We start from the raw sequence: 12,478 nt of genomic DNA, 5'->3' as shown, positions 1-12,478 counted from the left end.
TCACGGCGGGGGAGACTTAGGTCTCCTCCGCCTCTTTTTTCTCTGACCCTTCACGACACGAGTTCGAGCCCAAGAGCGAAGCCATGGCGCGTCACACCTTTTTCTGCATCGACGGTCACACCTGCGGCAATCCGGTCCGCGTAGTGGGCGGCGGCAGCATTCCCCAGCTCAAAGGGGAGACGATGTTCGAGAGGCGCCAGCACTTCCTGGCGGAATACGACTGGATCCGCACGGGCCTCATGTTCGAGCCGCGCGGGCACGACATGATGTCGGGCTCCATCCTCTATCCGCCGACGCGTCCCGATTGCGATGTGGGCATTCTCTTCATCGAGACCTCCGGCTGCCTGCCCATGTGCGGCCACGGCACCATCGGCACGGTGACCATCGCCCTCGAAAACGGGCTGATCCACCCGAAGACTCCGGGCCTGCTCCGGCTCGACACTCCGGCTGGCGTCGTCGAGGCGCGCTACGAGCAGAACGGTCCCTTCATCGAGAGCGTGCGCATCACCAATATTCCCTCGTTCCTCTATGGCACCGGCTACGAGGTCGAGGTCGAGGGCCTCGGCCACCTCATGGTGGACGTGGCCTATGGCGGCAATTTCTACGCCATCGTCGAACCCCAGGCGCTCTATTCGGATCTGGCGGACGTGAATCCGTCCGACATCCTGCGCTGGAGCCCGAAGCTGCGCGAGGCCTTCAACGCGCGCTACACGATCGCACATCCCGAGAACCCGGACATCAATCGCCTCACGCACGTTCTGTGGACCGGCAAGGCCCAGACGCCCGGCGGCACGGCGCGCAACGCGGTCTTCTACGGCGACAAGGCGATCGACCGTTCGCCCTGCGGCACGGGAACCTCCGCGCGCATGGCGCATCTGGCCGCGCGCGGCGCGCTGAAGGAAGGTGACGCCTTCGTGCACGAGAGCATCATCGGCTCCACCTTCACCGGCCGCATCGAAGGCCGCGCGAAGGTCGGCGACCGCGACGCGATCATCCCCTCCATCGAGGGCTGGGCGCGGGTCATCGGGTTCAACACCATCTTCATCGACGACCGCGATCCGTTCGCGAACGGATTCCAGGTCGTCGACCAGAGCCGTTCCGCCTAAACAGGGCAAGGCTTTCCACGGGCGGCTCGTTGCGGGCCGCCCTTGTCCGTCAGGATTCTCCGACAACAGGTTTCATGATGCGGATTGCCATCGTTGGTGCAGGTATCGTCGGCCTTACGGCCGCCCACGCGCTTCTCGACAAGGGTCACCAGGTGATCCTCGTCGATCCCGGAAACAATCAGCAGCGACCTACGGACGGCAATGCGGGCTGGATCGCCGACATGGACGTGATGCCGCTGGCCTCGCCCAAGGCGTGGCGCAACCTTCCCCGCTGGATGATGGACCCGCTCGGCCCGCTCACCATCAGGCCGTCCTATCTTCCGGCGCTGACGCCCTGGCTGGCGCGGTTCGTGCTGGCGTCGTCTCCCGCCCGCATCAAATCCAGCATCGTCGCCATCCGCGCAATCAACGCGCAGGCCCTGCCGGCCTGGAGAGAGCGCCTCTCGTCGCTCGGCCTGGACGGGCATCTGCGCGAGAAAGGCATCCTGTCCGCCTGGCGCGACCGCAACCGCTTCCTGCAGGCTCAGGACATCATCGACCGCCAGAAGGCCTTCGGCATTCCGCTCGAGGTTCTCGGGCCGCGCGAACTCGCCGACCTCGAACCCGCGCTGCACAACATCGAAGCGGCGGTTCTCTATTCGGGTTCGTGCCACGTATCCGATCCCGCGCTCCTCGCCTCCGATCTGCTGCGGCTCGCGATCGAGCGCGGCGCCGTGCGGGTCGAGGGCAGGGCTCTCGCCGTCCGGCCCGCGAACGACGCCGTTCACGTCCACACGGACGCGGCGGAGACGATCGTGGCGGCGGACCGCGTACTGATCTCCGCCGGCGTCTGGTCCCGGGAACTCGCCAAGCAGCTCGGCGACCGCATTCCGCTCGACACCGAGCGCGGTTACAACGCCACCTATGCGAAGGGCGCGTTCGGCCTCAATCGCCCCGTCATGTTCGAAGGCGAAGGCTTCGTCGCCTCGACGCTCGACACGGGCGACCGGGTCGGCGGAGCCGTCGAATTCGCGGGCACGCAGGCGCCGCCCAATCATGAGCGCACCTCCGCCATGATCACGCGTCTCAAGCGCTTCCTGCCGCATCTCGATGCCGACCAGCCGGCGAGGCGCTGGATGGGCTTCAGGCCGTCCATTCCGGATTCTCTTCCTGTGATCGGGCAGGCCTCGCGGGACAAGCGCGTGCTTTATGCCTTCGGGCACGGCCATCACGGGCTGACGCAGGCCGCGATCACGTCGCGTCTCGTGGCGGAGCTGGTCGATGGAGCGCCCGCGACGATCGAGCTGAAGCCGTTCTCGGCGCAGCGTTTCTGACGTGACGCTCACGTAAACGAAACGCGCGCGCCTCATTCATCGTGATGCGCATGCGTCCGGTTCCGTGTCGGCGATGGTCCGGCCGTCGCCGGTCCTCGTCTCATTCTTTTGGCTGATCTCCGGGCGCGGGCGCTCAGACATTAGGCGAAGTGAAACAAATTTCATATTGCAAATTGTATCCAATATGCGGATGTTGCGACACCTGACCTCGGGGAAGCTGCCGGGCTCGGAGACGAAACAATCAGAGGACGAACGATGAAACTGAGGACAACAGCGGCCGCACTTCTTCTCGGCATGATCGCCGCCATGCCGGCCAAAGCGGACAAGCTCGACGATATCATCGCCTCCGGCGTGCTGCGCTGCGCCGTGACGCTCGACTTCCCGCCCATGGGATCGCGTGACGAGAAGAACCAGCCGATCGGTTTCGACGTGGATACCTGCAACGATCTCGCCAAGGTGCTCGGCGTGAAGGCCGAGATCGTCGAGACCCCGTTCCCGGACCGCATCCCGGCCCTCGTCTCCGATCGCGCGGACGTGGGTGTCGCCTCGACCTCCGACACGCTGGAGCGCGCCAAGACGATCGGCTTCTCGATCCCCTACTTCGCCTTCAAAATGGTCGTCCTCACCAAGGAAGGAACGGGCATCGACACCTATGAGAGCCTGAAGGGCAAGAAGACCGGCTCGACCTCCGGCACCTTCGAGGCGATTGCGCTGGAGAAGGACGTCAAGAAGTGGGGCACCGGTTCGTTCCGCCCCTACCAGACCCAGGCCGACGTGTTCCTCGCCATGCAGCAGGGCCAGATCGACGCCACCGTCGTCACGAACACCGTGGCGCAGGCGACGGTGAAGTCCGGCAAGTTCAAGGGCTTCGTGGTCAAGGGCGACGCGCCTTACGTGACCGACTATGTCGCTCTCATCGGTCTGCGCCAGGAGCAGGGCCTGCTCAACTACCTCAACCTCTTCGTGAACCAGCAGGTTCGCACGGGCCGCTATCAGGAACTGTACGACAAGTGGGTGGGCGGCGGCGAAGCCCCCGACCTGACCGTCAAGGGCGTCTATCGCTGACGAGCCGTTGAACGGGCGGAGGCCGAGCAGCGCCTCCGCCCTTTGACGCAATGCAGGTGTTGGGACCGCACCCATTATGTTGAATTATACATTTCACTGGCGCCCGGCGCTGAACGCTCTGCCAGACATGCTGTCCGGCGCGTGGGTGTCGCTCCAGATCGCCGTGCTGTCGATGGTGATCGGCGTCGTCTTCGCCGTGTTCCTGGCGCTCGGCCGCCAATCGAACAACAAGCTCTTTTACGGTTTCTCGACCGGCTGGGTCGAATTCGCGCGCAACACGCCGGCCCTGTTCCAGGTCTATATGACGTATTTCGGACTGGGCTCCTTCGGCATCCATCTCGATTCCTACGTGGCGCTTCTCGCGGGCATCGCCTTCAACAACGCAGGCTATCTCGCGGAGACCTTCCGCGGCGGCCTTCGCGCCATCCCGGACACGCAGACGCGCGCCGCGCGTTCGCTCGGCATGACCGCGCCGCAGGCGTTTCGCCTGATCGTGCTGCCGCAGATGTTCCGGATCGTCTTCTATCCCATGTCCAACCAGATGGTCTGGGCGCTCCTGATGACGTCTCTCGGCGTCACGGTCGGCCTCAACACGGACCTCACCGGCGTCACGCAGGATCTGAACGTGCGCACGTTCCGCACCTTCGAGTTCTTCGCCATCGCGGCCGTCATCTACTACCTCATGGCCAAACTCATCACCCTCTCGTCGCGCCTCTTCGCCTGGCGCCTGTTCCGGTACTGAGGAGACGGCGATGTTCGAGACAAGTCTCACCTGGAACGACTTCCTCTTCCTTCTTCAGGGTGCGGGAACGACGCTTGCCATCACCTTCTGGGCTGTCCTGGGCGGCACCATCTTAGGGATGCTCTTCGGCCTCGTCCGCGCCTCCGCGCCGTGGTGGCTGAACATTCCCGTCGGCTTCGTGCTGGATATTCTCCGCTCGGTGCCGCTCCTGATCCAGTTCGTGCTCGCGAACTCGTTCAAGTCCATCCTCAAGCTCAACGTGACGGCCTTCACGGTGGGCTGCGTGGTGCTCGCGCTCTACACGGCGGCCTATTGCGCGGAGATCGTGCGCGGCGGCATCCTGGCCGTTCCGCCGACGACCCGAAGGGCGGCCCGTTCGCTCGGCATGACCTACACCCAGGATCTGACGAACATCGTCTTCCCCATGGCGATGCGTGTTGCGCTCCCGAGCTGGATCGGCCTCACGCTCGGCGTCATGAAGGATACGGCGCTCGTTCTCTGGATCGGCATCGTCGAGCTGCTGCGGTCGTCGCAGATCATCGTGACGCGCATCCAGGAGCCGCTCTTTGTTTTGTCGATTGCAGGCCTGATCTATTTCCTCATGAGCTTCCCGATTGCCCGGCTCGGGGCGCGGCTCGAAAAGCGGTGGCGTGAAAATGATTGAGTTAAAGGACGTTCGTAAGTCTTTCGGTGCCCTCGAAGTGCTCAAGGGCGTCAGCCTCACGGTTCAAAAAGGGGAAGTGCTGTCCGTCATCGGCGGCTCGGGCTCGGGCAAGTCCACGATGCTCATGTGCATCAACGGCCTCGAGCCGATCCAGGGCGGGCAGATCCTCGTCGACGGCATCGATGTCCATGCGCGCGGCACGGATCTCAACAAGCTGCGCCAGAAGATCGGCATCGTCTTCCAGCAATGGAACGCCTTTCCGCATCTCACCGTCCTCGAGAACGTGATGCTCGCGCCGCGCAAGGTGCTGGGCAAGAGCAAGCGGGAGGCGGAGGAGATCGCCGTCAAGCAGCTCACCCATGTGGGCCTCGGCGAGAAGCTGAAGGTGTATCCCTCCAGGCTCTCCGGCGGCCAGCAGCAGCGCATGGCGATCGCGCGGGCGCTGGCCATGTCGCCGGACTACATGCTTTTCGACGAGGTGACCTCCGCGCTCGATCCGCAACTCGTCGGCGAGGTGCTGGACACCCTCAAGATGCTGTCCGAAGAGGGCATGACCATGATCCTCGTCACCCACGAGATCCGCTTCGCGCGCGACGTGTCAGACCGGGTGGCGTTCTTCCACAAGGGCCTGATCCACGAGATCGGCACGCCCGAGCAGGTGATCGGACATCCGCAGAAGCCCGAGACGATCGAGTTCCTGAAATCGGTGCTCTGACGGCGCGGGGCAGCGCGCCCCGCACCGGATCCTTCACTCAGACCCTTCCCTGAACCGGAGAGTTCAATGCGCACGTCGAAAGTCGTTCATGTGGTCAGCTGCCATGCGGAAGGAGAGGTGGGCGACGTGATCGTGGGCGGCGTCGCGCCGCCGCCCGGCGACACGATCTGGGAGCAGTCGCGGTTCATCGCCGAGGACGAGACGCTCCGCAACTTCGTGCTGAACGAACCGCGCGGGGGTGTCTTCCGGCATGTGAACCTTCTCGTGCCCCCGAAGAATCCGAAAGCCCAGATGGGCTGGATCATCATGGAGCCCGCCGACACGCCGCCCATGTCGGGCTCCAACTCCATCTGCGTGTCCACCGTCCTGCTCGACACCGGCATCATTCCCATGCAGGAGCCGGTCACCCGCATGGTTCTCGAGCCACCGGGCGGCCTCATCGAGGTCGAGGCCGAATGCAGGAACGGCAAGGCCGAGCGCATCCGGGTCCGCAACGTCTCTTCCTTCGCCGACAAGCTCGACGTGAAGCTCGAAGTCGAAGGCGTGGGCACGCTCATCGTGGACACGGCCTATGGCGGCGACAGCTTCGTGATCGCCGATGCGAAGGCGCTCGGCTTCGCGATCCGCCCCGACGAGGCGAAGGATCTGGCGGAGGTCGGCATGAAGATCACCCGCGCGGCCAATGAGCAGATCGGCTTCCGCCATCCGGAGCTTCCCGGCTGGAACCACATCTCCTTCTGCCAGATCGCGGCGCCCCTCGTCGAACGGGACGGTGTCGCGCATGGCGCCAACGCCGTCGTGGTGCGCCCCGGCAAGATCGACCGCTCGCCGACGGGAACGGGCTGCTCGGCCCGCATGGCGGTGCTTCATGCGCGCGGAATCCTGAAGGTCGGCGATAGCTTCGTGGGCCGCTCGATCATCGATTCCGAGTTCATCTGCCGCATCGAGGACGAGGTGACGGTGGGCGGCAGGCCCGGCATCATCCCGATGATCTCCGGGCGCGCCTGGATCACGGGCACCCACCAGCACATGCTCGATCCCGACGATCCGTGGCCGGCCGGCTATCGGTTGTCGGATACCTGGCCGCAGATGTAAAAGACATCCGCTTTTTCAGAAACCATCGGAACCGAACGGAACAAGACAAGGCATGACCGAAGAAGTTTCCCTCTCGTTGGACGAGGTCCGGCGTCTCAGCATCGACGTTCTCAAGGCAGGCGGTCTCTCCGACGAGCATGCGCAGGCCATCGCAGGCGTCGTCTATGCCGGTCAGCGCGACGAGTGCCATTCGCATGGCATGTACCGGCTGCTCGGCTGCGTGCGCTCGGTGAAGGAGGGCAAGGTCGATCCCGACGCCGTTCCGGACGTGGTGGACCACGCGCCCGCAATCGTGCGTGTCGATGCCCATTTCGGCTTCTCTCCGCTCGCCTTCGAGCGCGGCAGGCCGCTTCTCGTCGAGAAGGCGCGCCGCACGGGCCTCGCTGCGCTCGCGATCAACAACTGCTTCCATTTCTCGGCCCTCTGGCCGGAGGTGGAGGCGATCAGCGCCGAGGGACTCGTGGCGCTCGCCATGACGCCGAGCCACAGCTGGGTCGCGCCCGCGGGCGGCAGGAAGCCCGTGTTCGGCACGAACCCGATCGCCTTCGCCTGGCCGCGTCCCGATGGGCCGCCCTTCGTCTTCGACTTCGCCACCAGCGCCATCGCGCGCGGCGAGATCGAGCTGCATCGGCGCGCGGGCAAGCCCATTCCCACCGGCTGGGCCATCGATTCCGAAGGCAATCCCACCACCGACGCGACCGCGGCGCTCGCGGGCGCCATGCTCACCTTCGGCAGCCACAAGGGCTCGGCGCTCTCCGCCATGATCGAGCTCATGGCCGGTCCTCTGATCGGCGACATGACGAGCGCGGAATCCATGGCCTTCGACGAGGGCGTGGGCGCCGCTCCCTGCCATGGCGAACTGATCCTCGCCTTCGATCCCAAGGTGTTCCTGGGAGCCGATGCGGAGCAGCATGTGGCCCGCGCCGAGACGATGTTCGACGCCATCGTGGGCCAGGGCGCGCGCCTGCCGTCCCAGCGCCGCTACGAGGCCCGCGAGCGCAGCAAGGCGAACGGCGTGCGCATTCCCAAGGCACTCTACGACGACCTGCAGGCTCTCCTGCCGCGCTGACGAAAGGAACCGCTATGGACACCGCCATGAACGAAGCCGTCTTCTCGGGCACCGCCTTCGTTCGCGGCGCGGCCGCAGGCGAGGTCATTTCCAGCGATGTGGAGCTGAGCTTCTGGGGTGGCGTCGATCCGGTCACCGGCGAGGTGATCGACCGTCACCATCCCTTGAGCGGCCGGATCCTCACGGGCAAGATCCTCACCATCCCCGGCGGGCGCGGCTCCTGTTCGGGCAGCGGCGTGATTCTCGAGCTGCTCCTCAACGGCAAGGGCCCCGCCGCCATGGTGATCGAGCGGGCGGACGACATCCTGACGCTCGGCGTCATGATCGCCGAGGAGGTCTTCGGGCAATCGATCCCCGTCGTCATCCTCGACCCCGAGGATTTCCGCCGGGTGGCGGTGGCGCGTCATGCGCGCGTCGACGGCGCTCGCGTCGCATGCGGCGAGCGGCCCGACGGCCTGCCGGCAATCTCCGACACTCGCGCCATACCCGAGCCGCCCGCCTCCCGCATGGCGCTGACGGAGGCCGACAGGGCCTTCCTGAGCGGCGCCCACGGCAAGGCCGCCCAGGTCGCGATGAAGATCGTCCTGCGCATGGCGGAGCTGCAGGGCGCTGACCGGCTGATCGATGTGACGCAGGCCCATATCGACGGCTGCATCTATACGGGTCCGGGCTCCCTCAGGTTCGCCGAGCAACTGCGCGACTGGGGCGGAAAGGTCGCTGTGCCGACCACGCTCAATTCCATCTCGGTCGATCATCGCCGCTGGCGGTCGCAAGGCATCGATCCGGCGTTCGGAGAACCCGCGAGCCGGCTCGGCGACGCCTATGTGGATATGGGCGCGAGGCCGACCTTCACCTGCGCGCCCTATCTCCTCGACAGCGCCCCGGCACAAGACGAGCAGATCGTCTGGGCGGAATCGAACGCCGTCGTCTACGCCAACAGCGTGCTCGGCGCGCGGACGATGAAATATCCCGATTACCTGGACATCTGCATCGCGCTCACCGGCCGCGCGCCGCTCGCCGGATGCCATCTGGAGAGCAGCCGCCGCGCCGCTCTGCGGATCGACCTTCCGACCCTCGGCCACCTCGACGATTCGTTCTATCCGCTCCTCGGCTACCACGTGGGTCTTCTCGCGGCGAACCGGATTCCCGTCATCACGGGGCTGGAGAAGGCTTCACCCTCGCAGGACGACCTGAAGGCCTTCGGCGCCGCCTTCGCGACCACGTCGAGCGCGCCGATGTTCCACATCGTCGGCGTGACGCCCGAGGCGGCGAGCCTGGAGGACGCAACCGGCTGGGCCGACGTTCCGGCCATCGCCGTCGGCGTCGAGGATCTCGCCCGGAGCTGGGACGAACTCGACAACGCGACGGAGGCGTCCGTTGATCTCGTGTCGCTCGGCAATCCGCATTTCTCGTTCCGTGAATGCGAGAAGCTCGCGGAGCTGTGCCGGGGCCGGACGAAGCATAGGGACGTGGCCCTGGTCGTCACCTGCGGGCGCGCCACGTACGACAGGGCGCGCGAAGCCGGCATCCTGTCGGAGCTGGAACGGTTCGGCGTGCAGGTCGTCACGGATACGTGCTGGTGCATGATCATCGAGCCGGTCATCCCGCCGCGGGCGAAGACGATCATGACCAATTCCGGCAAATACGCCCATTACGGTCCCGGACTCACCGGGCGCAGCTTCCACTTCGGCAGCCTTGAGGCCTGTGTCGAGGCGGCCTGCACGGGCCTTGCCGACGGCAGTCGCCCCCTCTGGCTGCACGCTGACTGAGCGTTCCTGCTTTCGCGGAGAAGTTCAGCTTCGCGCAAGCTCGGTTTGCGAGAAGCGGGGGTGATGGGCGATTCCAAGCAGAGTGTCGCCACTCCTCCAAAACCGCAGATGAGCCAATTGATCACTCCCACGCAGCGCGAGATCTTTTTCGATCCCGACTCTTTCATCGTTTCGAAAACAGACCTGAAAGGCAGGCTGACCTACACGAACCGGATGTTCTGCGAGATCGCCGGATACGCGGAGAAGGACCTCCTGGGGCAACAGCACAGCATCATCCGTCATCCGGACATGCCGCGCGCCGTCTTCAAGCTCCTGTGGGACGCAATCCAGGACGGCCGGGAGATTTTCGCCTACGTGAAGAACATGGCGAAGAACGGCGATCACTACTGGGTCTTCGCCCATGTGACGCCGTCCTACGACAGCAATCAGAAGCTCTGCGGCTATCATTCCAACCGCCGTGTGCCGAAGCGCGACGTGGTGGAAAAGATCATCACGCCGTTCTACGCCGAGCTCACGCGCATCGAAGCCTCCTTCCGCAATTCCAAGGAGGGGCTTGCGGCCTCCCACCGGCACCTCATGCAAACCGCCACCGCGAACAAGGCCAGCTATGATGAATTTGTCTTCTCTCTCTAAGGCAAGCATCGGCTTCGCCGTCGCGGCCCTCGCGGTCACCGGGCAGGCCATCGCGTCCGCCGTCACCGGCTCCATGCCCTCGATCACGGTGCTCGTCGCCGATGCGGGCTTCATCTTCGGCGGCTTTATGCTGCTGCGCTCGTACCGTGCGATCGCGACCGCGACCGACGTCATCGAGCGGATCGGGCACGGCGATTTCGAGACCCGGGTCATCGGTAGCCGGGAAGGCGGCGCGCTCGGCAAGCTTCACGCCACCGTCAACGACACGACGGACCGGGTCGACGCCTATATCCGCGAGTCCTCGGCGGCCATGAACGCCGTTCGCAACAACCAGTATTTCCGGCGCATCCTGCCCGATGGGCTCCATGGGGCGCTGCTCAACGGCGCGACCACCATCAACGAGGCGTCTCACGTGATCGAGGTCCGTCTGGCGGCCTTCAATCACTCGACGGCGGAGTTCGAGCAGGCGATCAACACGATCGTCCAGGCCCTCTCGCAATCCTCCGCGAACATGAGCACCATGGCCTCGGTGCTGCAGGAAGGTGCGACCCTCACCGACGACCGCACGAGCCTCGTCGCATCGACGGCGGCCGACATGGCCGTCAACGTGCAGACCGTCGCCGCGGCCGTCACGCAGCTCGCCGCCTCCGCGCAGGAGATCGGAACGGAGGCCGACCATTCCGCCACGCGCGCCCGGCAGGCGGCCGAGGAGGCGCAATCCACGGGCGCCATCGTCAACAGCCTGAACAACGCCGTTGAGCGCATCAGCACCGTGGTGGGCCTCATCACCAGCATCGCCGAGCAAACCAATCTGCTGGCGCTCAACGCCACCATCGAAGCCGCGCGCGCGGGCGAGGCCGGCAAGGGTTTCGCGGTCGTGGCCCAGGAGGTGAAGGCACTGGCCACCCAGACCGCCAAGGCGACGGAAGAGATCACGCGGGAGATCGCGGAACTGCGCTCCGCCTCCACGGCGGCCGTGTCCGCCGTGTCTGAGATCTCCACCATCGTGGCGGATATCGATCACGCCACGTCGCGCATCGCGCAGAGCATCAGCGGGCAGACCGCCGCCACCGCCGAGATCGCGCGCAGCGTCGAGCAGACCTCGGTGGGGACGCAAGGCGTCACCGAGAACATCCACAGCGTGAGCCAGAACACGGCCGAGACCAAGCAGCTCGCGGGCTCCGTCCTCGATACGTCGCGGCAGGTGGGCGTTCAGGGCGACCGTCTGGCCGAGGAAGTGCGCAAGTTCCTCGTCTCCCTGCGGCGCGGCCCCATGGAGCGCCAGCAGAACGAGACCGGTCCGCAGACGAGCGACGACGACAGCCGCGTGCACCGGCTGGCCCGCGCGGCCTGAGGCCGATCAGAGCATGAAGCCCCGCTCCATGAGAGCGCGGGCTTCGGCCCGCTCCCCGTCATCCCCGCGCAGAGGCGGACTGCGACGTCACGCAGGGAGGCCTCCGGCGGCCCCGGGCGCCAGGCGCCCGCGCATGTAAGCCTGCGGGCTGCATCCCATCCCGGTCCGGAACGCGTACACGAATGCCGAGGTCGAGCCGTAGCCGAGTTCCATGGCCGTTCGGGTCACGTCGAGACCCCCGCCCATGAGCTCGATGGCTTTGAACAGCCGCAGGCGGCGGCGCCAGGAGCGCAGGCTCATGCCCATTTCCGCCTCGAAGCGGCGGGCGAGCGTCCGTTCCGACATGCCGAGTTCCCGGCCCCAGGCCTCGGGCCCGCGCGGATCGGCCGGGTCCGCGGAGAGCGCCTCGCACAGCATCGTCAGGGGTGATCCCCCGCGCGGCCAGGGGAGCGCGCCCGGGATCGGGCTGGCGCGCCGGAGCTGGTCCAGGATCAGGCCCGTCACGCGGCTGTCATAGCCGTCGCGATCCTCCTCCCCCTCGATCGCCGTGGCCTCGACGATGAGAGCCTTGAGTAATGGCGTGACGCCGAACACGGTCGCGCTCGACGGCAGGCCGCGACCGGCCTCGTCGGCGATCCAGAGACTGCGGAACTCGGCCCCGAGCAGGGATCCGACCCGATGCCGCAGGCCTGTCGGCAGCCATACGGCCTGCTCGGGCGAGATCACGAAGGACTGCCCCTCCACCGCCACCGTCAGCACGCCGGAAATCGCGTACACCATCTGGTTCCAGGGATGCGCATGTTCGGGAAAGAAATGGCGCGCCGGGATCGACTGAGCCCGCACGGTGATCGGTTGAGGCGGGCCCAGGCCGAGCGGGGCCTGGATGACCTGCCATGCCATGGCGCGCCTCCAGTTTGGCAGATATTCTACATCATTTGGCAGATTGTCAAAAT

At 65.8% G+C, this 12,478-nt stretch carries 12 protein-coding genes; 11 read left to right on the top strand and 1 reads right to left on the bottom strand.

Features of this window, described 5'->3' with window-relative positions:
• The first annotated feature begins 83 nt into the window (after positions 1 to 83).
• The 11 genes from ACS5Q0_RS00475 (at position 84) to ACS5Q0_RS00425 (ending at position 11,525) form a co-directional block, all read left to right on the top strand.
• Positions 84 to 1,106 carry a 4-hydroxyproline epimerase gene (locus tag ACS5Q0_RS00475; protein WP_473124635.1) on the top strand — a complete coding sequence of 341 codons (1,023 nt, stop codon included), beginning with the start codon at positions 84 to 86 and terminating at the stop codon, positions 1,104 to 1,106.
• A 74-nt stretch (positions 1,107 to 1,180) separates the two neighbouring features.
• Positions 1,181 to 2,419, top strand: a complete 1,239-nt coding sequence (locus ACS5Q0_RS00470; RefSeq protein WP_473124634.1) for an NAD(P)/FAD-dependent oxidoreductase — start codon at positions 1,181 to 1,183, stop codon at positions 2,417 to 2,419.
• Positions 2,420 to 2,674: 255 nt separating this feature from the next.
• Entirely contained in the window at positions 2,675 to 3,484 is an 810-nt protein-coding gene (locus tag ACS5Q0_RS00465) for an ABC transporter substrate-binding protein (RefSeq protein ID WP_473124633.1), read from the top strand.
• Between the two features lie 76 nt (positions 3,485 to 3,560).
• A complete protein-coding gene (locus ACS5Q0_RS00460; RefSeq protein ID WP_473124632.1) occupies positions 3,561 to 4,226 on the top strand; it encodes an amino acid ABC transporter permease in 666 nt (221 codons plus the stop codon).
• A 10-nt stretch (positions 4,227 to 4,236) separates the two neighbouring features.
• Positions 4,237 to 4,890: an amino acid ABC transporter permease gene (locus ACS5Q0_RS00455; RefSeq protein ID WP_473124631.1), complete on the top strand. Its 654-nt coding sequence runs from the start codon at positions 4,237 to 4,239 to the stop codon at positions 4,888 to 4,890.
• Positions 4,883 to 5,605 carry an amino acid ABC transporter ATP-binding protein gene (locus tag ACS5Q0_RS00450; protein ID WP_473124630.1) on the top strand — a complete coding sequence of 241 codons (723 nt, stop codon included), beginning with the start codon at positions 4,883 to 4,885 and terminating at the stop codon, positions 5,603 to 5,605. Before ACS5Q0_RS00455 ends, ACS5Q0_RS00450 begins: the two co-directional genes overlap by 8 nt.
• 66 nt (positions 5,606 to 5,671) lie before the next feature.
• Positions 5,672 to 6,700: a trans-3-hydroxy-L-proline dehydratase gene (locus tag ACS5Q0_RS00445; RefSeq protein ID WP_473124629.1), complete on the top strand. Its 1,029-nt coding sequence runs from the start codon at positions 5,672 to 5,674 to the stop codon at positions 6,698 to 6,700.
• 52 nt (positions 6,701 to 6,752) lie between these two features.
• Positions 6,753 to 7,769: an Ldh family oxidoreductase gene (locus ACS5Q0_RS00440; RefSeq protein WP_473124628.1), complete on the top strand. Its 1,017-nt coding sequence runs from the start codon at positions 6,753 to 6,755 to the stop codon at positions 7,767 to 7,769.
• Between the two features lie 26 nt (positions 7,770 to 7,795).
• On the top strand, positions 7,796 to 9,538 hold the full coding sequence (gene lhpI, locus ACS5Q0_RS00435; protein WP_473124627.1) for a cis-3-hydroxy-L-proline dehydratase: 1,743 nt from the start codon (positions 7,796 to 7,798) through the stop codon (positions 9,536 to 9,538).
• A gap of 108 nt (positions 9,539 to 9,646) precedes the next feature.
• The gene (locus ACS5Q0_RS00430) at positions 9,647 to 10,171 is read left to right on the top strand and encodes a PAS domain-containing protein (RefSeq protein ID WP_473124981.1); all 525 of its coding nucleotides are present in this window, start codon (positions 9,647 to 9,649) and stop codon (positions 10,169 to 10,171) included.
• Entirely contained in the window at positions 10,146 to 11,525 is a 1,380-nt protein-coding gene (locus tag ACS5Q0_RS00425) for a methyl-accepting chemotaxis protein (protein ID WP_473124626.1), read from the top strand. Before ACS5Q0_RS00430 ends, ACS5Q0_RS00425 begins: the two co-directional genes overlap by 26 nt.
• 87 nt (positions 11,526 to 11,612) lie before the next feature.
• Here the strand turns inward: ACS5Q0_RS00425 and ACS5Q0_RS00420 are convergent, their stop codons facing one another.
• Positions 11,613 to 12,425 carry an AraC family transcriptional regulator gene (locus tag ACS5Q0_RS00420; RefSeq protein WP_473124625.1) on the bottom strand — a complete coding sequence of 271 codons (813 nt, stop codon included), beginning with the start codon at positions 12,423 to 12,425 and terminating at the stop codon, positions 11,613 to 11,615.
• Positions 12,426 to 12,478: the final 53 nt, after the last annotated feature.

The sequence above is a fragment of the Microvirga sp. HS2 genome (assembly GCF_055792805.1).
This window is presented reverse-complemented; position numbering and strand designations above follow the sequence as displayed.